The following is a 20,796-nucleotide window of genomic DNA, read 5'->3' on the forward strand; positions in this document are numbered from 1 at the left end:
GCAGGCACGGCTGCGGCAGGGCGACCATCAGGGGGTGTCGCCGGACCAGTCCCAGCGGCGCCGGTCGCCGGAGCGCGGGTCACCGGAGCGCGGGTCACCGGAGCGCGGGTCGTACATCGCCCGTCCGCCGGCGCCGAAGTGCCCGAGCTCCGTGGGCAGAGCGACGCCGGTGTCGATCTCGCCCTTCGTCCAGCCGGTGATGTCGAGCAGCAGTCCGTCCAGCGGCCCGCCGACCAGCTCGACGTAGTCCCGCCCCGGTTGCGGGCCCTGCCGGGGGTCGTCATGGTCCTGGCCGTAGATCCGGCCGCGCAGCAGCTCCTCATCCCTGTCCATACCTCCCACCCTCCCAGCCACCACTGACAATCCGGCTCGGCAGAGTCGTGCGACCGTCCACCGGCGGCGTGCGGAGTTCCGACATCTTCGGGTGGTCATTCCCCATCCGGCAGCGGCAGCTCCGGATGGTGGCGCAGTGCCTCCAGTACGGCGCGCACCGCTGCGCGGGGCGGTGAGCCGCGGCGGATCGCTGCCGTTATCGTGCGGGTCACCGGAGTGGCCAGCTCCCTGGTGGCGACGCGGTATCGGCGGTCGACCGCCAGGCCGGGCAGCAGGGCGATCGACAGCCCTGCCTCGACGTGCTGCAGGGTCATCATGTAGTTGCTGAACCGGCACACCACCCGCGGCTCGAAGCTCGATTGACGGCACAGTCGCAGCGCGAGATTGGCCATGTACGACTGCGGGATGTCGAACGCCCACGGCTCGTCCGCGTACGCCGCGAGGTCCACGGCGCCGCGCCCGGCCGCGGGATGCTCGGGCGGGACCACCAGCAGGACCGGGTCCGTGGCAAGCGGCACAAGGTCGAGGTCCGGTCCCAAGGGCAGCTCGTCGAAGTCCGTGGTCGTGATGATGATGTCCGCGTCGCCGCCCCGCAGCGCGGGCATGCTCGCGTGCGGCTCCAGCTCAAGGAGCTCGACGTCGAGGTGCGGATGCTCGCGCGCCAGCCGGCTCACCGCCGGCACGGCCATGGTGTGGATCGCGCTCTGGAACGCCCCCAGCCGCACCAGCCCGGCCGGTTCTTCGCCGAACCCGCGCAGCTCCGCCTCCACGCTGTTCATGTGATCGAGGATCGCCCGCGCCCGGCGCGCGAGGATCAGCCCAGCCGGGGTCAGCCGCACCCGGCGCCCCGTGCGTTCGATGAGCTGTGTGCGCGTCTCCGCCTCGAGGACGGCGAGCTGCTGAGACACGCTCGACGGGCTCAGGTTGGCGGCCTGGGCGACCGCCCGGACCGTGCCAAGCGTGTCGAGCCGGCTCAGCAGCCGCAGCCTCCAGGGGTTCATCACGCCCCCATTGTTGTGCGGTTTTCCCGAACAGGAAAGCCGGAATCGTGAGATGGACGCGTCGCTCAACTGCCGCCTACCGTCGGCGGCATGACCGCTTCGACCGCTGCCCTTCCGTCCACCGACACCTTCTGGGCCGACGCCGAGAGGCATCTCGTGCGCTACGGCGGCGAGTTCACCCGCGAGATCATCGAGCGCGCCGCCGGGAGTTTCCTGTTCACCACGGACGGCCGCAAGATCCTCGACTTCACCTCCGGCCAGATGAGCGCGATCCTGGGCCACTCGCACCCGGAGATCGTCGCGACCGTCCAGCGGCAGGTCGCCTCCCTCGACCACCTCTTCAGCGGCATGCTCAGCCGCCCGGTGGTCGACCTCGCCCGGCGCCTCGCCGACACGCTGCCCGCGCCGCTGGAGAAGGCGCTGCTCCTGACGACCGGCGCCGAGTCCAACGAGGCAGCCATCCGGATGGCCAAGCTCGTCACCGGCAAGCACGAGATCGTCTCGTTCGCCCGGTCCTGGCACGGCATGACGCAGGCCGCCGCGTCCGCCACCTACAGCGCGGGGCGCAAGGGATACGGCCCCGGCACGCCCGGCAACTTCGCCATCCCCGTGCCGAACACGTACCGGCCCGACTTCACCACGCACGACGGCTCGCTGGACTGGCGCCGCCAGCTGGACTTCGCCTTCGACCTGATCGACGCCCAGTCGACCGGCAGCCTGGCCGCGTGCCTCGTCGAGCCGATCCTCAGCTCCGGCGGAATCATCGAGCCACCTGCCGGGTACTTCGCGGCCCTGAAGGCCAAATGCCGGGAGCGCGGCATGCTGCTGATCCTCGACGAGGCCCAGACCGGCCTGTGCCGCACCGGCACCTGGTACGCGTTCGAGCGCGACGGCGTCGTCCCCGACATCCTCACGCTGTCCAAGACGCTGGGTGCGGGCCTTCCCCTGGCGGCCGTGGTGACCAGCGCCGAGATCGAGCAGGAGGCGTACGAGCGCGGGTTCCTGTTCTTCACCACGCACGTCGCCGACCCGCTGGTGGCCGCGGTCGGCAACACCGTCCTCGACGTCCTGATCGGCGAAGAGCTCGATGAGCGCGCGCGGTCGCTCGGCGCGTTCCTCCACCAGGGCCTTGCGGACATCGCCACGCGACACGCGGTGGTCGGCGACGTCCGCGGCCGGGGCCTGCTTGCCGGGCTCGAACTCGTGGCGGACCGCGAGACGAAGCAGCACTCGAACGAGCTGGGGGCGCGGGTCACCCGGCGCTGCCTCGATCTGGGCCTGCACATGAACATCGTCCAACTCACCGGCATGGGCGGGGTCTTGCGGATGGCGCCGCCGCTGACGGCCACCGAGGACGAGCTCTCGCTCGGCCTGACGATGCTGGACCAGGCGATCGGCGACGCCTGCGCGACGCTCTGAGGCACCGGCTCGCCGCAGCGCGCGGCGGTCGCCGGGACTGAGCCGCCGCACCACCCGATGCGCAAGCCGATACGGAAGGGGGACCCACTCCCCCGACAGGTACCTAGTTGGTACCTTGGAGATATGCCGTCCCTGAACGTGACTTTTACCGATGAGGAGCTCAAGGGTGTCCGCGCTGCCGCGGCGGCCGAGGGCAAGAGCCTCAAGCAGTACCTGCACGACCTCGGGGTCCGTGAGATGGAGCGCCAGAAGTTCGTCGCCGGCGCCTCCACCTGGGCCGACAGGCTGCGGGCCGAGTTCGACGCGGCCAACCCCGAGGAGATCCCGCCCTCCGCGCGTCACGAGGGGTCCGCGGCCGCCTGATGGTTCTGTACGTAGACGTGGCCTGGCTCTTGGACGTCCAGGAGTTCGCCGTCACCCCCGAGGACATGACCGTGTCGGACTATTCCGCACTGGTCGCCGCGGTCGCCCGCCACAAGACGAAGCTGCCGACCCTGGAATCCGCCGACCCGGATGCGGCCTGGCGCGCGGCTGCCCTGCTGCACACCGTCGTGCGCCTGGAGCCGCTGCCCTACCGCAACAGCCTGTACGCGGCGTTCGTCGCCGCCCAGTACATGGACCAGTCCGGCGAGGGCATCGATCCGCCCTACGGCGCGCTGTCGGATCTCGTCCGGAAGATACGCGACAGCCGTATCAGCGTCTACGCGGTCGCCGACCAGATCAGGTCCTGGAAGGTCTGATCGGGACGCCCCGCTTCCCGGGCGCGGCGCTGTCCGCACGGCTCACCCTCACCCTCACCCTCAGCCCAGCCTCTGAAGTCTCCGCGCGACCTTTGGCCGAATCGGATGTATCCCACGAAATGACCACTTGACGCATGGCGGGTCCGGCAGGAACGTGTGCCCACTGCACGTCACGCTCGAACAAAAGGGAGGGACGCCATGCCCGCAGGATCAGAGGGTCATGGAGAGATCCAGTTCGAGGAAGCGAAGGTCGAGGAGTCGCAGGTCCACTACCTCGGAGGACAGCGCCCCGAAGGTGTGAGCCCGCAGGATCTGTCCGGCTTCGGGTGGACGTACCGGCACAACTGGGGCCCGCGCAACGGCTGGTGGATCCTCAACCTGACCTCGAACAGCTTCGGCCCCAACACCCGTGCCTACGTCTCGATCAGCGAAGGTCCGACAGGCAGCGGCGGCAAGTTCATCGGCGGCGCCCGCTACCAGGTGTTCAACGTCGCGCCGGACAGCGGTGTGGTGTCGATCCGCGTGTTCATCGACTGGTCCTCACCGATCGGTCTGGTCGCGGACTACATGTTCGTCAACCCGTAGTCACTCATCATCGGACGGGAAGCGGTCCCGTCCCCTCCCTGCCGGGGAGGGGACGGGACCGCTCCTGGTTCAGCGGGTGCCGAACCGTATGACGGACCGGATGACGGACCGGCGAAAAAAGAATCGGCCGACGATGTCGAGAACCCGTATCCGGCTCCGTCCCCGTAGTGAATGCGGCCACAATGGCTCGCACCAGTACCGAGGAGAACCGCCATGGCGAAGTACTTGCTGCTCAAGCACTACCGAGGTGCACCGGCTGCCGTCAACGACGCGCCCATGGACCAGTGGACGCCCGAGGAGATCACGGCGCACGTGCAGTACATGCAGGACTTCGCGGACCGGCTCGAGAAGACCGGCGAGTTCGTCGACGGTCAGGCACTCGCTCCCGAGGGGACGTTCGTCCGGTACGACGGCGAGGGCCGCCCGCCGGTCACCGACGGCCCGTTCGCCGAGACCAAGGACCTCATCGCCGGCTGGATGGTGATCGACGTCGACAGCTACGACCGGGCCGTCGAGCTGGCCGGTGAGCTGTCGGCAGCCCCTGGGGCGGGCGGAAAGCCGATCCACGAGTGGCTCGAGCTGCGCCCGTTCCTGTCCGCGCCGCCCACCATCACGGAGTGACCTCTGAAATGAATGAGGTCACGCTCCGGAGCCTCACACCGAGCGTGATCGGGGTCCTCGTCCGCCGCGGAGCAGACTTCGCGGCGGCCGAGGACGCCGTACAGGAGGCGCTGGTCGAGGCGGTCCGCGCCTGGCCTGCCGGCCAGTCCCCAAGCTCTTCGCTCGGCCCGAACGGGGGAGACTCCGTTCGGGACCCGAAGGGCTGGCTGGTCACCGTGGCCTGGCGCAAGTTCCTCGACGCGACCCGCGCCGACACCGCCCGCCGCCGGCGTGAGGACCGCTTCGACGAGGAACCGGCCCCCGGGCCCGCGCCCACGGTGGACGACACGCTCCAGCTCTACTTCCTGTGCGCCCACCCTTCGCTGACGCCGTCGTCCGCGGTCGCGCTCACGCTGCGCGCCGTCGGCGGGCTCACCACCCGCCAGATCGCCCAGGCCTACCTGGTACCCGAGGCGACCATGGCGCAGCGCATCAGCCGGGCCAAGCGCACCGTCTCCGGCGTGCGGTTCGACAAGACCGGCGATGTCGCCACCGTGCTGCGCGTCCTCTACCTGGTCTTCAACGAGGGCTACTCCGGCGACGTCGACCTCGCCGCCGAGGCCATCCGGCTCACCCGGCAGCTCGCGGCCGCGATCGACCATCCTGAGGTGGCGGGACTGCTCGCCCTCATGCTGCTCCACCACGCCCGGCGCGCCGCCAGGACCGCGCCCGACGGAAAACTGGTGCCGCTCGCCGAGCAGGACCGTGGCCTATGGGACAAGGAGTCGATCGCCGATGGCATCGGGATCCTGCAGTCGGCCCTCGTCCGCGACCGGCTCGGCGAGTTCCAGGCCCAGGCCGCCATCGCGGCACTCCACGCCGATGCGCCCACCGCCGAGGAGACCGACTGGGTGCAGATCGTCGAGTGGTACGACGAGCTCGCGCGCCTGACCGAAAGTCCGGTCGTCCGGCTCAACCGCGCGGTGGCCGTCGGCGAGGCCGATGGACCACGCGCCGGCCTGTCGGCGCTCGCGGCCCTTGACGACTCACTGCCCCGGTACACCGCGGTGGCGGCGTACCTACACGAGCGCGACGGCGACCTGGAGACGGCGGCACGGCTGTACGCCGAAGCGGCCCAGAAGGCACCCAACCTCGCCGAACGCGACCACCTGACGCGCCAGGCCGCTCGGCTCAACGCCCGTCGGCAGCACTGACGGGTCGCGGCACGACGGCGCGAATACGACGGTCTGACATTCCGCTTCGGGGTACTCGGCGCCTCGCTCTCCCGCTCTTCGTTCCCGTTCTTTCCGCCGAATGCCGAGGAGACCCGGATGTCGCCCCACTCCCGTGAGCAGCAGCGACGCAAGCAGGTGAAGGGGCGCTCCCTGCTCGCCGGGGCGCTGGTCGGCGTCGGGCTCGCGGCGTTCGTCGACGAGGTGGTGTTCCACCAGCTGCTGCACTGGCACCACTTCTACGACAAGGCATCGAGCGAGGCCGGCCTGGTCTCCGACGGAATCTTCCACGCCTTCGGCTGGCTCGCGATGGTGGCGGGCCTGTTCCTGTACGCGGATCTCTGGCGCCGGGGTGCACGCCATCTCACCGCCTGGTGGTCCGGCCTCTGCCTGGGGCTCGGCGGCTTTCAGCTGTACGACGGCACGTTCCAGCACAAGGCACTTGAGCTGCACCAGATCCGCTACGGCGTGGACCTCGCGCCGTACGACTGGACCTGGAACGTGATCGCCGTACTGTTCCTGCTCGTCGGTGTGCTGCTCCTGGTCCGGGCCCGCCGATGACGGTCGTGGTCCTTGTCGTGGTTGTGGGCTGCCTCGGTTATGTGGCGGCAGCCGGGCAGCTGCTCCGGCGCGGCGATCGCTGGCCGCACCGGCGTGACGCGGCGTTCTGCGCGGGCGGTGCGGCGCTCATCACCGCGCTCGTCGCTCCGTGGGAGGGGTGGCCGCCGTTCACCGGGCACATGGCCACCCACCTCGGCATCGGGATGCTCGCACCGCTGCTTTTCGTGCTCGGCCGGCCCGTGACGCTGGCGCTGCGCGCGCTGCCGGTGGGGCCCCGGCGGCGGCTCCTTTCCTGCGTACGTTCCCGTCCTGCGGCCCTGCTCGTGTGGCCGCCGCTCGCCGCGCTCATGCACGTCGCCGGACTGTGGGCGGTGTACCGCACGCCGCTCCTGGCTGCCGCGCACCACCGGCCCTGGCTGCACACGCTGATAGCCGTGCATCTCCTGGCATCCGGCGTGCTGTTCGCCTTCGCCGTCCTGGCCCTGGACCCGCTGCGCCACCGGGCCGGGTTCGCGCTGCGGGGCGGAGCTCTGCTGGCCGCGGCGGCCGGGCACGGCATCCTGGCCAAGTCGCTGTACGCCACGGGCCCGCCCGGCATCTCCTACACCACGGCCGACCTGCACCTCGCGTCGTACGTCATGTACTACGGAGGGGACGTGGTCGGCATCGCCCTGGCCCTGGTGCTCGGGCACCAGTGGTACGCGGCCGAGGGCCGCGCCCTTGCCCGGGCCAGGCGTGCCCCCGACGCGGAAACGAGCACGCTCCGTGGCACAGCCGCGTAGCGAAGGCCGCGCGGGGTACCCGGCGGGCACCCCGTCCCCGGAATCCGGAGGTCCCATGCTGTCCGAGACCGTCACCGTGCCCGACGGCGAGGGGGCACTCATCGGTGAACTGACCGTTCCGGACATCGTGTTCGGCGTCGCGGTCCTCGCCCACGGCAGCGACAGTTCCCGGCGCAGCCCGCGCAGCATGGCCGTGGCCGACGCGCTGCACGCCGCCGCACTCGGGACACTGCTCATCGACCTGCTCACCGCCGACGAAGCGACCGCGGACAGGGTGACCGGCCGCCACCGCGGCGACATCGATCTGCTGACGCACCGGCTGATCGCGTCCGTGGACTGGCTCGCCGCCCGCGTCACCGGTCTGCCTCTCGGCCTGTTCGGCGTGAGTACGGGAGCGGCGGCCGCGCTCGGCGCCGCCGCCGCACGGCCCGGCCTCGTGGACACGGTGGTCTGCCCCGACGGCCGCCCCGACCTGGCAGGAGGCGAGGTGCTCGGCCAGGTGTGCGCGCCGGTCCTGCTGCTCGCAGGGGGCCGCGACACCGAGGCCCTCCGGCTCAACCGGGAAACGGCCAACCAGCTGCATGCCCTCAGCCGGCTGCGCGTGATCCCCGATGCCACGCACCTGTTCGAGGACCCGGAAGCGCTGGACGAGGTCGCCGCGGTGGCGGCCCGGTGGTTCGTCGGCATGGGACAGGCGCGCGCCTGAGCGCCGCCCCCGGCCCCCGGCCCGCCGGATCCGGCGTACGCCTCCCCGCCTGACGAGGCGTCAAGAGGCAGCCGGAGACCGACACTTCGGCGCACACGATCGACATGTAACCGGCATCACAGTGCGCCATCCCACATCCTCAGGTCATCATATGACCCGATCGCCGCACGGATCAGCGAGACGAGGATGGGCATGAACGACCAGGACAGGTCGGCACTACCGCGCGTAGGCGTGGTGGGGCTCGGGGCCATGGGGCTCGGCATGGCGCGCAGTCTGCGGGACGCGGGCTTCGATGTGGGTGTTCATGACCTGCGCCCCGATGTCGCCGCCGCCTTCGCCGAGGACGGCGGCACCACCTTCGCCTCCGCCGGCGAGCTCGCGGCCTCCGTCGACGTCCTGGTCGGTGTCGTGGTCAACGCCGCGCAGGTCGAGTCGGTCCTGTTCGCCACGGGCGGCGCCGACGGCGCGGCCGAGCGGCTGCGTCCGGGCTCCGTCTACGTCATGTGCTCCACGGCCGACCCCACCTGGTCCGCCGAGCTCGAACGGCGCCTGGCCGAGCGAGGCGTGCTCTACCTGGACGCGCCCATCTCCGGTGGCGCCGCACGGGCCGCGAACGGTGAGCTCACCATGATGACTTCGGGCGCCCCCACCGCGTACGCGATCGCCGATCCGGTGCTCGAGGCCATGAGCAGCACCGTTTACCGCCTGGGCGACGAGGCCGGGATCGGCTCCAAGGTCAAGGTCGTCAATCAGCTGCTCGCGGGCGTGCACATCGCCGCGGCAGCCGAGGCGATGGCGCTCGGCATTAAGGCGGGCGTGCCCGCCGACGCGCTCTACGAGGTCATCACGCACAGCGCCGGCAACTCGTGGATGTTCGAGAACCGCATGGCGCACGTGCTCGCCGGGGACTACACGCCGCTCTCCGCGGTCGACATCTTCGTCAAGGACCTGGGTCTTGTGCTCGACGCGGCCCGGCCGGAGAAGTTCCCCCTCCCTCTGGCGGCCACCGCCCATCAGATGTTCCTGCAGGCGTCGGCCTCCGGGCTCGGCGGCGAGGACGACAGCGCGGTGATCAAGATCTTCCCGGGAATCGAGCTGCCCGGACAGGCCGAGCGGTCGGAGGGCTGACATGGCAATCCGACTCGGCTGCATCGCCGATGACTTCACCGGCGCCACCGACCTGGCCAACAACCTGGTGCGCGCGGGCATGCGCGTGGTCCAGCTGATCGACGTACCGCGGGCCGGTGCCGAGGGGCCGCTCGACGCGGACGCCGTCGTCATCGCGCTCAAGTCGCGGACCACCCCGGCCCCCGACGCCGTCGATGCCTCGCTGCGGGCACTGGAGTGGCTGCGCTCCGCGGGCGCGGAGCAGATCTACTTCAAGTACTGCTCGACCTTCGACTCGACGCGCGCGGGCAACATCGGGCCCGTCACCGAGGCCCTGATGGACGCCCTCGGCACCGATTTCACGGTCGCGACCCCGGCGTTCCCCGACAACGGGCGCACCGTCTTCAAGGGGCATCTCTTCGTCGGCGACGTACTGCTCGGCGAGAGCGGTATGCGCCATCATCCGCTGACGCCGATGACCGACTCGAACCTGGTGTCCGTGCTCGGCGCGCAGACCGCGCGCCCGGTCGGTCTCATCGACCACACCGTGGTCGCCGCGGGCGCCGAGGCGATCGGGGAGCGCATCGACGCGCTGCGCGAGGAGGGCGTGGGCGCGGCGATCGTCGACGCCGTCTCCAACGACGATCTCGTACGCCTTGGCACGGCGGTCAAGGGGCTTGCGCTGGTGACCGCCGGGTCGGGTCTGGCGATCGGCCTGCCCGCGAACTGGGGGTTCAAGCCGTCCCCCGCCGCCGCCCGACTGCCCCCGCCCGGCGGCCATCAGGCCGTCGTCTCCGGGTCGGCGTCCGGTGCCACCAACGGTCAGGTCCGGGAGTTCCTGCGCGACGGCCGCCCCGCGTTCAGCGTGGATCCGCTGCGGATCGCGGCCGGCGATGACGTGGCCGGGCAGGCCCTGGCCTTCGCCGCCGCACATCTGGCCGACGGGCCGGTGCTCGTCTACTCCACCGAGGCGCCCGACGCGGTCAAGGACGTCCAGGGCCGCCTGGGCGTCGCCGAGGCCGGTGAGCTCGTCGAGCGGACCCTGGCCCGCGTCGCCCAGGGGCTCGTGGAGCTGGGTGTGCGTCAGCTCGTGGTCGCGGGCGGCGAGACCTCCGGCGCGGTCGTCCAGGCGCTTGGCCTGACGGGCCTGCGCATCGGACCGCAGATCGACCCCGGTGTGCCGTGGTGCGCGGCGGCCCTGCCGGGCGGGGACACGCTCCACATCACGCTGAAGTCCGGCAACTTCGGCGGCCCCGGCTTCTTCACCGCATCCTTCGCCCACCTCGACGGGGAGTCCGCATGAGCAAGCTCCCGGATCCGGCCGCGGCCGACGTGGACCTCGCAGACGACGTGGACGCGGCGCGCGCCGAGATCGTCCGGGTGGGCACCAGCCTGTTCGCCCGCGGGTACGTCCACGCAAGCGCCGGCAACATCAGCGCGAAGGTCGGCGACTCCCACCTGATCACGCCCACCGACGCCGCCCTCGGCTTCCTCGACCCCGATCGTCTGGCCCTGGTCGACGCCGGGGGCGAGCAGATCGCGGGCGACCGCGCCAGCAAGACCCTCACCCTGCACCGGCGTATCTGTGCCGCCGACCCCACGGCACGGTTCGTCATCCACACCCACTCCACGCATCTGGTCGCGCTCACCCTGGCCGGCGTGTGGAGCAAGGACGACGTGCTTCCGCCCCTCACGCCGTACTACGTCATGAAGGTCGGGCACGTCCCGCTCATCCCCTACCACCGGCCCGGCGATCCCCGCGTGGCCGACCTGGTGACCGGCCATATCGCTGATCGTGCTGCGGGACGCACGCCGATCAGGGCCGTGCTGCTCGACCGTCTCGGCCCGGTGGTCTGGGGTCCGGACGCCGCATCCGCTCTCGCCGTCCTCGAAGAACTCGAGGAGACGGCACGACTCTGGCTCCTGACCGACCGTCGCCCCGAGCCGCTCACCTCCCCCGCTCTCGACGAACTCAAGGCCGTGTTCGGCGCCTCTTGGTGATCGCGCACCGCCCGTCGGAGAATCCCCTGAGCCGCAGTAAGGATTCCGCATGTCCACGTCCACCACCACGGCGGAGGCCCCCGACCTCGCCCGTGAGAACGCCGTGTTCCGCAAGGTCGTTCTCCGTATCGTCCCCTTCCTGATCCTGTGTTACGTCTTCTCCTACCTGGACCGCGTCAACGTCGGCTTCGCGAAGCTGCAGATGTCCGACGACCTGGGTCTGAGCGAGGCGGCGTACGGCCTCGGCGCAGGACTGTTCTTCATCGGCTACTTCCTCTTCGAGGTCCCCTCGAACCTGATGCTGCAGCGGGTGGGCGCACGCACCTGGATCGCCCGGATCATGATCACCTGGGGTCTGATCTCGGGGGCGTTCTCGCTCGTCACCAACGAGACGATGTTCTACGTGCTCCGCTTCCTGCTCGGCGCCGCGGAGGCCGGCTTCTACCCGGGTGTGATCCTCTACTGCACCTACTGGTTCCCCTCCCACCGCCGGGCCCGCGTGATCGCGATGTTCATGTCGGCGATCCCCGTGGCCGGCATCTTCGGCAACCCGCTCTCCGGCTGGATCATGGACCGCTTCCAAGGGGTCAACGGGTGGCAGGGCTGGCAGTGGATGTTCCTGCTCGAGGCGATCCCGGCGCTCCTCATCGGTGTCGCCACGCTGTTCTACCTCGACAATGGCGTACGCAGCGCCAAGTGGCTCTCCGACGAGGAGAAGGACATCGTCGAGGCGGCGATCGCCAAGGACACCGCGCACCAGAAGCACGGCCGCGTGTGGGACGGCTTCCGCGACCCCAAGGTGTGGCTGATGTGCCTCATCTACTTCTGCTTCGTGATGGGCCAGTACGCCCTGACGTTCTGGATGCCCACCTTCGTCAAGTCGACCGGCATCGAGGACAACTTCACGATCGGCGTGCTCAGCGCCGTGCCGTTCGTGGCCGCGCTGATCGCGATGAACCTGTTCGGACGCTCCGCGGACAAGCGCCGCGAGCGCCGCTGGCACCTGGTCGTCCCCAGCCTCATGGGCGCCGTCGGCTTCTCCCTGGCCGCCGGGTGGAGCGGATCGACCGTGCTGTCCCTGATCGCCCTGTCCTTCGCCGCGGCCGGAGTGCTGACCTGTGCCCCGCTGTTCTGGTCGCTGCCCACCGCGTTCCTCGGCGGCACCGCCGCTGCGGCCGGGCTCGCCCTGATCAACTCGGTGGGCAACCTGGCCGGCTTCGTCAGCCCGTACATGATCGGCGGGCTCAAGGACGCCACAGGATCGACCTCCATCCCGATGTACGTCCTGGCCCTGAGCCTGGTGGTCGGCGCTGCCGCCGTGCTGACCACCAAGAAGGACGTCGTCAACCGCTGACCGGGACCGCACCTGGCCGCCCTGGCCCCACCACAGGAGCAAGCATGCCGAGGTTCGCCGCGAACCTGTCCATGATGTACACCGAGTACGACTTCCTCGACCGATTCGCCGCGGCGTCGGCGGACGGCTTCGAGGCCGTCGAGTACCTCTTCCCCTACGCCTACGACGCCCGCGAGCTGCGCCGCCGCCTCGACGAGCACGGCCTGCGGCAGGTGCTGTTCAACGCGCCTCCCGGCGCCTGGGAGTCCGGCGAGCGGGGCATCGCGTCGCTGCCCGGCCGCGAGGCCGAGCTGCGCTCCGGGATCGAGCGGGCGCTGGAGTACGCGGCGGCGCTCGGCTGCGGCCAGGTGCACGTGATGGCCGGTCTCCTGCCCCCGGAGGCCACGCCCACCCGGCAGGCCGCGCACCGCGCCACGTACCTGGCCAACCTGGCCTGGGCCGCCGAGCGGGCCGCCGCCGTGGACGTCGACCTCCTGATCGAGCCGATCAACGGCCGTGACATGCCGGGCTACTTCCTGCACCGGCAGGCCGAGGCGCACGCTCTCGTACAGGAGGTGGGCGCCTCGAATCTCAAGGTGCAACTCGACCTGTACCACTGCCAGATCGTGGAGGGCGACCTCACCACGACACTGCGCCGCGACCTGCCCACAGGCCGCGTCGGACATCTGCAGATCGCGGGCGTGCCCGACCGCCACGAGCCCGACCGGGGCGAACTCAATGTCCGCCACCTGTTCGACGTCATCGACGAGTTGGGCTTCGACGGGTGGATCGGCTGCGAGTACATCCCCCGGGCCGGTACGAGCGAGGGGCTCGGCTGGCTCAAGAACTACCGAGGAGAACACGCATGAGGATCGTCATCACCGGTGGCTTCGGCTTCCTGGGACGAAAGGTCGCCGACGCCCTGCTGAAGCGGCGGACCCTGTGCGGGACGCCCATCGACCAACTGGTGCTCGCCGACCGGTTCGTGCCGGCCGAGTCGACGGTGGCGGCCGACCCGCTGGTGGACGTCGTCCAGGGCGACCTGGGCGAGCGCCTCGAGCAAATCTTCGCGCGGCCGGTGGACGTCCTGATCCATCTGGCGTCCGCGGTCTCGTCCGAGTGCGAGGCCGATTTCGACCTCGGCATGAGCGCCAACCTGGACACCACCCGCGCGCTGCTCGATGCCGCCCGCGCGCAGACGGCCGCCGGCGGGCCGATGCCCCGGGTCGTGTTCTCCAGCAGCGTCGCGGTCTACGGCTCCGACGCCGCGCTGCCGCTGCCGCCCGTGGTCAGCGAGTCGACGCTGCCCACGCCGCAGTCCAGCTACGGGACACAGAAGCGCGTCTGCGAGCAGCTGGTCGCCGAGTACACCCGGCGCGGCTTCGTCGACGGGCGCGTGGCGCGCCTGATGACCGTCTCGGTGCGGCCGGGCAAGCCCAACGCGGCCGCCTCCGGCTTCCTGTCCGGCATCATCCGCGAGCCACTCTCCGGCCTGCCTGCCACCTGCCCGGTCAGCCCCGGCCTGCGGGTCGCCCTTGCCTCGCCGCGGCGCACCGTCGAGGGCATCCTGGCCATCACCGAGGCCGAGCGCGGCAGCGGCCCCGGCCTGCTCACGGGCGGGCTTCCGGTCAATCTGCCGGCACTGACGGTCACGGTCGCCGAGATGCTCGACACGCTGCGCCGGGTGGCCGGCGACGCCGTCGCGGACCTGGTGACCCTCGCGCCCGACCCGGCCGTAGAGGCCATCGTCGGCTCGTGGCCCGCCGCGTTCGACAACGCGCGCGCGGCGGCGCTCGGCCTGCGGCCCGACGAGAGTTTCGAGTCGGTCGTCCGGGCCTACGTCGAGGACCACCCCGAAGCCGTCACGGCCGCGGCGCTGCCCGCAGCCGGGGCGATCAGGCCCTGACGGATAGACTGACGAGCATGTTCTCCAAGGTGAGTGGCCCCATACGGCTCGCGGACCGGGTCGCCGCGATCCTCTCCGAGGAGATCGAGTCCGGACGTCTGGCCGAGGGCGACAAGCTGCCGACCGAGGTCGAGTTGGTCAAGCAACTGGGCGTCAGCCGCACCGTGATCCGCGAGGCCGTCTCCCGGCTGCGCAACGCGGGCCTGGTCGAACCGCGCCAGGGCCGGGGCGTGTTCGTCATGCCCCGGCGCACCCGCCCGCTCGACCTGGAGGCCGAGGCCTCCGGCACCAAGTCCAAGGTCATGCAGATCGTCGAGGTCCGCCGCGCCATGGAGGGCGAGGCGGCCTCGCTGGCGGCCACCCGGGCCACGCCGGACGACGTCACCCGGATGCGCCAGTCCCTGGCAGCGATCGACAAGGCGGTCGCGGCCGGCGGTGACGGTGTGGACGAGGACCTCGCGTTCCATCAGTCGATCGCCGAGTCGACCGGGAACGCGGTGATGGTCTCCACCGTGCGGTACTTGGGCGAGGTCATGCGCAGCGGCATCCGCGTCACGCGGGCCAACGAGGCGCGGCGCGACGACTTCATCGAGGCCGTCCGGGTGGAGCACCACGCGATCCTGGCCGCCATCGAGTCGGGCGACGCCGAGGCGGCCCGCAGTGCCGTACGCCGTCACATGAAGCACGCCGCGTCCCGGCTGCAGGACGCCGACGACGGCTTCTGGACGGAGACGGACGACCTCGAGGTGGACCTGGACCACCGATGACCTGCTCGCGTCACCTGTCCGGGGGACGGGAGAGGACGACCAGGGACCGGGGGCCCACGCTCAGGGTCGTGTCGGCCTTGTGCTCGGTCTCGTCCGGCGGGCCGCTGGGTTCGGACGTATCGAGCAGGGTCGTCCAGCACGAGCCGTAGGTGGCGTCGGGGAGCCGGAATTCCATCGGCTCCCAGTAGCAGTTGAACAGCACGAGGAACGAGTCGTCCACGACGGTCCGGCCGACGCGGTCCGGTTCCGCGATGGCATCGCCGTTGAGGAAGACGGCGACCGCGTGCGCGTCGGGCCGGACCCAGTCCGTCGTCGTCATCTCGGCGGCGTCCGGGCGCAGCCAGACCAGGTCCGGCAGCGGCTCGCCCCGGTGCGTGACGGTGTCGCCACGGAAGAAGCGGCGGCGGCGCAGGATGGGGTGCTCGGTGCGCAGCGCCACCAGCCGGCGGGTGAAGTCAAGGAGTTCCTCGCGTTCCTCGTCGAGGTCCCAGTCGATCCACGCCGTCTCGTTGTCCTGGCAGTACGCGTTGTTGTTGCCGAGCTGGGTGCGGCCCAGTTCGTCCCCGTGGCCGAGCATCGGAATGCCCTGGGACAGCATCAGCGTCGCCAGGAAGTTGCGCTGCTGCCGTGCGCGCAGGGCGCGCACCTCCGGATTGCGTGTGGGGCCTTCGGTGCCGCAGTTCCAGGATCGGTTGCTGCTCTCGCCGTCCCGGTTTCCCTCGCCGTTGGCCTCGTTGTGCTTCATGTCGTACGAGACGAGATCGCGCAGCGTGAAACCGTCGTGCGCGGTGATGAAGTTGACGCTGGCGCGCGGACGGCGCCGGTCGCGCTGGTAGAGGTCGGCGGATCCGGTCAGCCGTGAGGCGAACTCCGCGAGTGTCCGGTCGCCCCCGCGCCAGAAGTCCCTGACACAGTCGCGGTACTTCCCGTTCCACTCGGACCACAGCGGTGGGAAGTTGCCCACCTGGTAGCCGCCGTCGCCGAGGTCCCATGGCTCGGCGATCAGTTTGACGCGGCTGATCACGGGGTCCTGCTGGATGAGGTCGAAGAATGCGGAGAGCCGGTCCACCTCGTGGAACTGCCGGGCGAGGGTGGCGGCCAGGTCGAAGCGGAATCCGTCCACGTGGCATTCGGTGACCCAGTAGCGCAGTGAATCCATCAGCAGCTGAAGGACATTGGGGTGGCGCATCAGCAGGCTGTTGCCCGTTCCCGTGGTGTCGTAGTAGCGACTGAAGTCGTCGTCGGACAGCCGGTAGTAGGACGCGTTGTCGATGCCGCGGAAGGAGAGGGTGGGGCCGTTCTCGTTGCCTTCCGCGGTGTGGTTGTACACCACGTCGAGGATCACTTCGAGGCCGGCCGCGTGCAGGGCCTTCACCATGGACTTGAACTCGGTGACCTGCTGTCCCAGCGTTCCGTGGGCCGCGTAGGCGTGGTGCGGCGCGAAGAATCCGATCGTGTTGTAGCCCCAGTAGTTGGACAGGCCCTTGTCGAGCAGGAACCCGTCCTGGACGTACTGGTGTACCGGCATCAGTTCGACCGCGGTGACGCTCAGGGAGGTCAGGTGGTCGATGACGGCCGGTGTGGCCAGGCCCGCGTATGTGCCGCGGAGTTCTTCGGGAACGCCTGGGTGCGTGCGGCTCAGTCCGCGTACGTGCGTCTCGTAGATGACGGAGTCGGCGTAGGCGTGCGAGGGCGGGCTGTCCCCGGTCCAGTCGAAGGCCGGGTCGACGACGACACCGCAGAGGGCGGCCGGCTCGGCGCCGTCGCGGGAGGCCGCGGCACGAGCGGGTGCGGCCTTCGTCGGCCTGTCGTCGCGGAGGTCGTGGATCGCCCTGGCGTAGGGATCGAGGAGGAACTTCTCCGGGTCGCAGCGATGACCGGCGGCGGGCATCCACGGGCCGTGCACCCGGTATCCGTAGCGCTGCCCGGGCTCGACGTCCGGGAGGTAGCCGTGCCACACCGAGCCGTCGGCCTCCGTGAGCGTCACGGCCCGCTCGGCGCCGTCCGCGTCCAGAAGGATGAGGTCGACCTGCTCGGCCACCTCACTGAACAGGGCGAAGTTCGTCCCGTCACCGTCGTACGTGGCGCCGAGCGGGAAGGGTCGGCCGGTCCATACGCGCACAAGCTCTCCCGTCGTCGTCACCTGTTTCGACCATCGGGCATGCGGCGGGTGCGCGCCCTTTCGGGAGCGCACCCGGCGCACATGCTCAGGTCAGGCAGGGCCTGCGACCTCGAGGGGCGTCGTCCGCTCCGGCCCGCCCACGCCGACCGGCTGCGGAACGGCGCGCGGCAGGGGCCGCGCCTCGATCGTGATGGGCGCCGGGCCCTTGGGGACCAGGGGTTCGCGAAGCTCCGTACGGCTGCGCAGCGAGAACCAGACGATGTGCTGGTCGTCGGCCATGCAGCTGCCCCACCCGTCGCTGAGCGCCGCGATCTGGGCCAAGGAGTGCGGCTCGACGCGGTGCTCACCGTCAGTGGCCGGATCGTCGTGCGAGACCGCGGTGATCAGATGCTGTCCGGTCCACCAGGTCTCGATCGCGGTCCGTCCCGCGGAGGTGTTCCGCGCCGCGGGCTCCAACAGGAGGCCGACCCCCCGCGACACGTCAGGAACGAGCTGTTCCAGCCCCCAATAGCGCAGATGCGCGGCCAGGATGCGCCGGATCTGACCGACGCGCTCCGGCACCAGGTCCACATCGAGGTGGTAGTAGCGGGGCACTGCGTGGTGGTTCATCGTTCTTGCTCCTCACCGCGGAGCTCGCGCTCCGACGCTTCGACGGAGTCGTTGTGCGCACAGAGCGTGAGCAGTGATCGCTTGAGAGTCAGCAACCAGCCTCACCCCTCTACTCCATTCGTGCAACACGAGAGTGATCGGTCGACTGCGCTGCGTTCAACAGGACGCGGCACGCTTCACCTCGCACCATGAATGGGGGAGCAAACCCGCTGTGACGGCTCGCTCCCCCTCCGTGAACGGTCCGCGAGCCCGCTGGGGCTCACCGTTGCGGAGGCCCCAGGAGGTCGAGTGCGATGCGGGCGGAGCACGCCACAGAAGACGTCGATCGGCAACTGGTGAGGTACCGCGCGTGGCAGCGCCGCTTCCTCGCCTCCCCCGACGACCCCGCGGTGCGGGCACGGTTCGAGGACGCCGTGGCCGCGCTGTGCGCCGTGACGAGCGAACGCTGCGGACGGGAGGCGGCCGAGGCCGCGGAACGCCCGCCGCACCCCGAGCCCGCCGGCCGCCCCGCGCCGCCCGGGGGCGACTGACGCCAGGCACGAACCCGCAGGGAACGAACCCGAGACGATCAACGCGCACCGGACGACCCCGGAGGTGGAGAGCATGTCGGTGGACCCCAGTCACGTCCGCATCCCCATCGAGGATGTACGCCCTTGTGTCCACCGGGGCCTGCACCCGGCGAAGGCCGTCGTCGGGGAAGCCGTCGAGATCACCGCCCTCGTGTTCGTCGAAGGCTCCCTCGTGGTCGGCGCCGAGGCGGTCCTGCACGCGCCCGACGGCCGCACCACGCGGCGCCGGGCCATGCGGGAGCCGGCGCCGGGGACGGACCGGTGGGCCGCCGACGTCACCCCGGACGCGATCGGTCACTGGACCTTCACCGTCGAGGCGTGGACCGACCCCATGGCCGCCTGGCAGCGCGACGCGGTGATCAAGGTGCACGCCGACGTGGACACCGGAGTCACCCTCGAGGACGGGATCCGGCTCTTCGACCGGGCCGTCGCCCAGGCTCCCGACGACGCGGCGCGCTCCACCCTGCGAACGGCGCTCGGTCTGCTGCGCGACGACACCCGCACCCCGCTGGACCGCCTGGCGGCGGCCACGGCACCGGAGGTGCGCGCGCTCCTGTCGGCCCATCCCCTGCGCGAACGCCTCACCGAGAGCGCCCCGTTGCCGCTGCTCGTGGAGCGGCCCCGTGCCCTGTTCGGGTCCTGGTACGAGTTCTTCCCGCGCTCGGAGGGCGCCGTCGTCCGCGAGGGCGAGCCTCCGAGGTCCGGCACGTTCCGCACCGCGTCCGAACGGCTCCCCGCCATCGCCGCGATGGGCTTCGACGTCGTCTACCTCCCGCCCATCCACCCCATCGGCACCACCTACCGCAAGGGCGCCAATAACTCCCTGTCCCCCGGTCCGCACGACGTCGGCGTGCCCTGGGCCATCGGCTCCCCCGAGGGCGGCCACGACGCCATCCACCCGGACCTGGGCACCATCGACGACTTCGACGCCTTCGTACGCCGCGCCACCGCCCTGGACCTCGAAGTCGCCCTGGACTTCGCCCTGCAGTGCTCCCCCGACCACCCCTGGGTCGACAAGCACCCCGAGTGGTTCGCCCACCGCGCCGACGGCACCATCGCCTACGCGGAGAACCCCCCGAAGAAGTACCAGGACATCTACCCCCTGGCCTTCGACCGCGACATGCCCGGCCTGATCGCCGAGACCCTGCGCCTGCTGCGCTTCTGGATGGCCCACGGCGTACGCATCTTCCGCGTCGACAACCCCCACACCAAACCCGTCGCCTTCTGGGAAGAAGTACTCGGCGACATCAACCGCACCGACCCCGACGTCATCTTCCTGGCGGAAGCCTTCACCCGCCCGGCCATGATGCGCACCCTCGCGGCCATCGGCTTCCAGCAGTCCTACACCTACTTCACCTGGCGCAACACCAAGGCCGAACTGACCGAATACGTACAGGAGTTGTCCGGCGAAACGGCCCACTATCTCCGGCCGAACTTCTTCGTCAGCACCCCGGACATCCTGCCCGAGTTCCTGCAGAGCGGCGGCCGCCCGGCCTTCGAGCTCCGCGCGGTGCTCGCCGCGACCCTCGCACCGACATGGGGCATGTACAGCGGCTACGAACTCTGCGAAGCCACTCCCCTGCAGCCGGGCAGCGAGGAGTACCTGGACTCGGAGAAGTACCAACTGCGCCCGCGCGACTGGGAGTCGGCGCGGCGTGAAGGACGCACCATCGCGCCGCTCATCACCACGCTCAACGCGATCCGCCGACGCCACCCGGCACTGCAGCAGCTGCGCGACGTGCACTTCCACCCCACGGACAACGATCACGTGATCGCGTACAGCCGTCATGTGCCCGGCGACACGGTGCTGGTGGTGGTCAACCTCGACCCGCACCACACCCAGGAAGCGACCGTACGCCTCGACTGCACCCGCCTGAACATCGCGCCCGGCTCTTCCTTCCGCGCACACGACGAACTGGGCGACGCGACCTACACGTGGGGCGAGACCAATTACGTCCGTCTGACGCCGGGCGTGTCCCCCGCGCACATCTGCGCGGTCGACTGAGGAAGCACGCGCTCCCCCCAGCCGTGCGGCAATGGAGGATCCATGACGATCAACGAGCCGGTATCCGACCTGTTCGAGGACGCGCCCGCCAAGGACCGAGACCCTGAGTGGTTCAAGCGCGCCGTGTTCTACGAGGTCCTCGTCCGCTCCTTCCACGACAGCGACGGCGACGGCATCGGCGACCTCAAGGGCATCACCTCCAAGCTGGACTATCTGCAGTGGCTGGGCGTGGACTGCCTCTGGCTGCCGCCGTTCTTCACGTCACCCTTGCGGGACGGCGGTTACGACGTGGCCAATTACATCGCCGTCCTGCCCGAGTTCGGCGATCTCGGGGATTTCGTCGAATTCATCGATTCGGCTCATCAGCGGGGCATGCGCGTGATCATCGACTTCGTGATGAACCACACCAGCGATCAGC

The 20,796-nt window shown here is 70.4% G+C and carries 23 protein-coding genes; 19 read left to right on the plus strand and 4 right to left on the minus strand.

The features are described from left to right. Nucleotides 1-27: 27 nt before the first annotated feature. Entirely contained in the window at nt 28-333 is a 306-nt protein-coding gene (locus tag ABD378_RS15105) for a hypothetical protein (RefSeq protein ID WP_344521398.1), read from the minus strand. A gap of 95 nt (nt 334-428) precedes the next feature. Next, nucleotides 429-1,334, minus strand: a complete 906-nt coding sequence (locus tag ABD378_RS15110) for a LysR family transcriptional regulator (RefSeq protein ID WP_344521421.1) — start codon at nt 1,332-1,334, stop codon at nt 429-431. Between the two features lie 90 nt (nt 1,335-1,424). Here ABD378_RS15110 and ABD378_RS15115 point away from each other — a divergent pair, with 90 nt between their 5' ends. The 16 genes from ABD378_RS15115 (at nt 1,425) to ABD378_RS15190 (ending at nt 15,073) form a co-directional block, all read left to right on the plus strand. Next, a complete protein-coding gene (locus ABD378_RS15115; protein ID WP_344521399.1) occupies nt 1,425-2,753 on the plus strand; it encodes an aspartate aminotransferase family protein in 1,329 nt (442 codons plus the stop codon). A gap of 123 nt (nt 2,754-2,876) precedes the next feature. Beyond that, nucleotides 2,877-3,116 (plus strand): hypothetical protein, encoded by a 240-nt coding sequence (locus ABD378_RS15120; RefSeq protein ID WP_344521400.1) that lies wholly within the window; start codon nt 2,877-2,879, stop codon nt 3,114-3,116. Further along, nucleotides 3,116-3,493, plus strand: coding sequence for a toxin Doc (locus ABD378_RS15125; protein WP_344521401.1), 378 nt, complete (start codon nt 3,116-3,118; stop codon nt 3,491-3,493). The genes ABD378_RS15120 and ABD378_RS15125 overlap by 1 nt, the downstream gene beginning before the upstream one ends. Before the next feature lie 198 nt (nt 3,494-3,691). Next, nucleotides 3,692-4,078, plus strand: a complete 387-nt coding sequence (locus ABD378_RS15130; protein WP_344521402.1) for a hypothetical protein — start codon at nt 3,692-3,694, stop codon at nt 4,076-4,078. 213 nt (nt 4,079-4,291) lie between these two features. Continuing rightward, on the plus strand, nt 4,292-4,699 hold the full coding sequence (locus ABD378_RS15135) for a YciI family protein (protein ID WP_344521403.1): 408 nt from the start codon (nt 4,292-4,294) through the stop codon (nt 4,697-4,699). Nucleotides 4,700-4,707: 8 nt separating this feature from the next. Then, nucleotides 4,708-5,892, plus strand: coding sequence for an RNA polymerase sigma factor (locus tag ABD378_RS15140; protein WP_344521422.1), 1,185 nt, complete (start codon nt 4,708-4,710; stop codon nt 5,890-5,892). 117 nt (nt 5,893-6,009) lie between these two features. Further along, the gene (locus tag ABD378_RS15145) at nt 6,010-6,471 is read left to right on the plus strand and encodes a DUF2243 domain-containing protein (protein ID WP_344521404.1); all 462 of its coding nucleotides are present in this window, start codon (nt 6,010-6,012) and stop codon (nt 6,469-6,471) included. Then, the gene (locus ABD378_RS15150) at nt 6,468-7,253 is read left to right on the plus strand and encodes a cytochrome c oxidase assembly protein (RefSeq protein ID WP_344521405.1); all 786 of its coding nucleotides are present in this window, start codon (nt 6,468-6,470) and stop codon (nt 7,251-7,253) included. Before ABD378_RS15145 ends, ABD378_RS15150 begins: the two co-directional genes overlap by 4 nt. Before the next feature lie 55 nt (nt 7,254-7,308). Continuing rightward, nucleotides 7,309-7,959: a dienelactone hydrolase family protein gene (locus tag ABD378_RS15155; protein WP_344521406.1), complete on the plus strand. Its 651-nt coding sequence runs from the start codon at nt 7,309-7,311 to the stop codon at nt 7,957-7,959. 192 nt (nt 7,960-8,151) lie between these two features. Beyond that, nucleotides 8,152-9,087 (plus strand): L-threonate dehydrogenase, encoded by a 936-nt coding sequence (gene ltnD / locus ABD378_RS15160; RefSeq protein WP_344521407.1) that lies wholly within the window; start codon nt 8,152-8,154, stop codon nt 9,085-9,087. Nucleotide 9,088: 1 nt separating this feature from the next. Beyond that, complete coding sequence (gene otnK, locus ABD378_RS15165) at nt 9,089-10,369, plus strand: 3-oxo-tetronate kinase (RefSeq protein ID WP_344521408.1); 1,281 nt, start codon at nt 9,089-9,091, stop codon at nt 10,367-10,369. Beyond that, nucleotides 10,366-11,067 (plus strand): class II aldolase/adducin family protein, encoded by a 702-nt coding sequence (locus ABD378_RS15170; RefSeq protein ID WP_344521409.1) that lies wholly within the window; start codon nt 10,366-10,368, stop codon nt 11,065-11,067. The genes otnK and ABD378_RS15170 overlap by 4 nt, the downstream gene beginning before the upstream one ends. Before the next feature lie 49 nt (nt 11,068-11,116). Further along, on the plus strand, nt 11,117-12,421 hold the full coding sequence (locus ABD378_RS15175; protein WP_344521410.1) for an MFS transporter: 1,305 nt from the start codon (nt 11,117-11,119) through the stop codon (nt 12,419-12,421). A 44-nt stretch (nt 12,422-12,465) separates the two neighbouring features. Beyond that, on the plus strand, nt 12,466-13,269 hold the full coding sequence (gene otnI / locus ABD378_RS15180) for a 2-oxo-tetronate isomerase (protein ID WP_344521411.1): 804 nt from the start codon (nt 12,466-12,468) through the stop codon (nt 13,267-13,269). Next, on the plus strand, nt 13,266-14,306 hold the full coding sequence (denD, locus tag ABD378_RS15185) for a D-erythronate dehydrogenase (RefSeq protein WP_344521412.1): 1,041 nt from the start codon (nt 13,266-13,268) through the stop codon (nt 14,304-14,306). Before otnI ends, denD begins: the two co-directional genes overlap by 4 nt. Before the next feature lie 17 nt (nt 14,307-14,323). Beyond that, complete coding sequence (locus ABD378_RS15190; RefSeq protein ID WP_344521413.1) at nt 14,324-15,073, plus strand: FadR/GntR family transcriptional regulator; 750 nt, start codon at nt 14,324-14,326, stop codon at nt 15,071-15,073. 10 nt (nt 15,074-15,083) lie between these two features. Here the strand turns inward: ABD378_RS15190 and glgX are convergent, their stop codons facing one another. Both glgX and ABD378_RS15200 read right to left on the minus strand, forming a co-directional pair. Then, complete coding sequence (gene glgX / locus ABD378_RS15195; RefSeq protein WP_344521423.1) at nt 15,084-17,195, minus strand: glycogen debranching protein GlgX; 2,112 nt, start codon at nt 17,193-17,195, stop codon at nt 15,084-15,086. A 90-nt stretch (nt 17,196-17,285) separates the two neighbouring features. Then, nucleotides 17,286-17,804: a pep a2 gene (locus tag ABD378_RS15200; RefSeq protein WP_344521414.1), complete on the minus strand. Its 519-nt coding sequence runs from the start codon at nt 17,802-17,804 to the stop codon at nt 17,286-17,288. Between the two features lie 293 nt (nt 17,805-18,097). On the opposite strand from ABD378_RS15200, the gene ABD378_RS15205 reads away from it, so the two are divergent. From ABD378_RS15205 to ABD378_RS15215, 3 genes are all read left to right on the plus strand, one after another. Next, entirely contained in the window at nt 18,098-18,334 is a 237-nt protein-coding gene (locus ABD378_RS15205; RefSeq protein WP_344521415.1) for a DUF5133 domain-containing protein, read from the plus strand. Between the two features lie 73 nt (nt 18,335-18,407). Continuing rightward, the gene (locus ABD378_RS15210) at nt 18,408-20,378 is read left to right on the plus strand and encodes an alpha-1,4-glucan--maltose-1-phosphate maltosyltransferase (RefSeq protein WP_344521416.1); all 1,971 of its coding nucleotides are present in this window, start codon (nt 18,408-18,410) and stop codon (nt 20,376-20,378) included. A 42-nt stretch (nt 20,379-20,420) separates the two neighbouring features. After that, the coding region (locus tag ABD378_RS15215) for an alpha-amylase family glycosyl hydrolase (RefSeq protein ID WP_344521417.1) at nt 20,421-20,796 on the plus strand (376 nt) is incomplete at its 3' end.

Source organism: Streptomyces rectiviolaceus (assembly GCF_039533825.1).
Classification (GTDB): Bacteria; Actinomycetota; Actinomycetes; order Streptomycetales; family Streptomycetaceae; genus Streptomyces; species Streptomyces rectiviolaceus.

Bases quoted from the DNA above. Each gene is read 5' to 3' on its own strand.
- ABD378_RS15170 (WP_344521409.1), top strand. From the start codon at position 10,366: ATGAGCAAGCTCCCGGATCCGGCCGCGGCCGACGTGGACCTCGCAGAC.
- ABD378_RS15205 (WP_344521415.1), top strand. From the start codon at position 18,098: ATGCGGGCGGAGCACGCCACAGAAGACGTCGATCGGCAACTGGTGAGG.
- ABD378_RS15120 (WP_344521400.1), top strand. From the start codon at position 2,877: ATGCCGTCCCTGAACGTGACTTTTACCGATGAGGAGCTCAAGGGTGTC.
- ABD378_RS15190 (WP_344521413.1), top strand. From the start codon at position 14,324: ATGTTCTCCAAGGTGAGTGGCCCCATACGGCTCGCGGACCGGGTCGCC.
- ABD378_RS15210 (WP_344521416.1), top strand. From the start codon at position 18,408: ATGTCGGTGGACCCCAGTCACGTCCGCATCCCCATCGAGGATGTACGC.
- ABD378_RS15155 (WP_344521406.1), top strand. From the start codon at position 7,309: ATGCTGTCCGAGACCGTCACCGTGCCCGACGGCGAGGGGGCACTCATC.
- ltnD (WP_344521407.1), top strand. From the start codon at position 8,152: ATGAACGACCAGGACAGGTCGGCACTACCGCGCGTAGGCGTGGTGGGG.
- ABD378_RS15175 (WP_344521410.1), top strand. From the start codon at position 11,117: ATGTCCACGTCCACCACCACGGCGGAGGCCCCCGACCTCGCCCGTGAG.
- ABD378_RS15145 (WP_344521404.1), top strand. From the start codon at position 6,010: ATGTCGCCCCACTCCCGTGAGCAGCAGCGACGCAAGCAGGTGAAGGGG.
- denD (WP_344521412.1), top strand. From the start codon at position 13,266: ATGAGGATCGTCATCACCGGTGGCTTCGGCTTCCTGGGACGAAAGGTC.
- ABD378_RS15135 (WP_344521403.1), top strand. From the start codon at position 4,292: ATGGCGAAGTACTTGCTGCTCAAGCACTACCGAGGTGCACCGGCTGCC.
- ABD378_RS15140 (WP_344521422.1), top strand. From the start codon at position 4,708: ATGAATGAGGTCACGCTCCGGAGCCTCACACCGAGCGTGATCGGGGTC.
- otnK (WP_344521408.1), top strand. From the start codon at position 9,089: ATGGCAATCCGACTCGGCTGCATCGCCGATGACTTCACCGGCGCCACC.
- ABD378_RS15130 (WP_344521402.1), top strand. From the start codon at position 3,692: ATGCCCGCAGGATCAGAGGGTCATGGAGAGATCCAGTTCGAGGAAGCG.
- ABD378_RS15125 (WP_344521401.1), top strand. From the start codon at position 3,116: ATGGTTCTGTACGTAGACGTGGCCTGGCTCTTGGACGTCCAGGAGTTC.
- ABD378_RS15115 (WP_344521399.1), top strand. From the start codon at position 1,425: ATGACCGCTTCGACCGCTGCCCTTCCGTCCACCGACACCTTCTGGGCC.
- ABD378_RS15110 (WP_344521421.1), bottom strand. From the start codon at position 1,334: ATGAACCCCTGGAGGCTGCGGCTGCTGAGCCGGCTCGACACGCTTGGC.
- ABD378_RS15105 (WP_344521398.1), bottom strand. From the start codon at position 333: ATGGACAGGGATGAGGAGCTGCTGCGCGGCCGGATCTACGGCCAGGAC.
- ABD378_RS15200 (WP_344521414.1), bottom strand. From the start codon at position 17,804: ATGAACCACCACGCAGTGCCCCGCTACTACCACCTCGATGTGGACCTG.
- otnI (WP_344521411.1), top strand. From the start codon at position 12,466: ATGCCGAGGTTCGCCGCGAACCTGTCCATGATGTACACCGAGTACGAC.
- ABD378_RS15150 (WP_344521405.1), top strand. From the start codon at position 6,468: ATGACGGTCGTGGTCCTTGTCGTGGTTGTGGGCTGCCTCGGTTATGTG.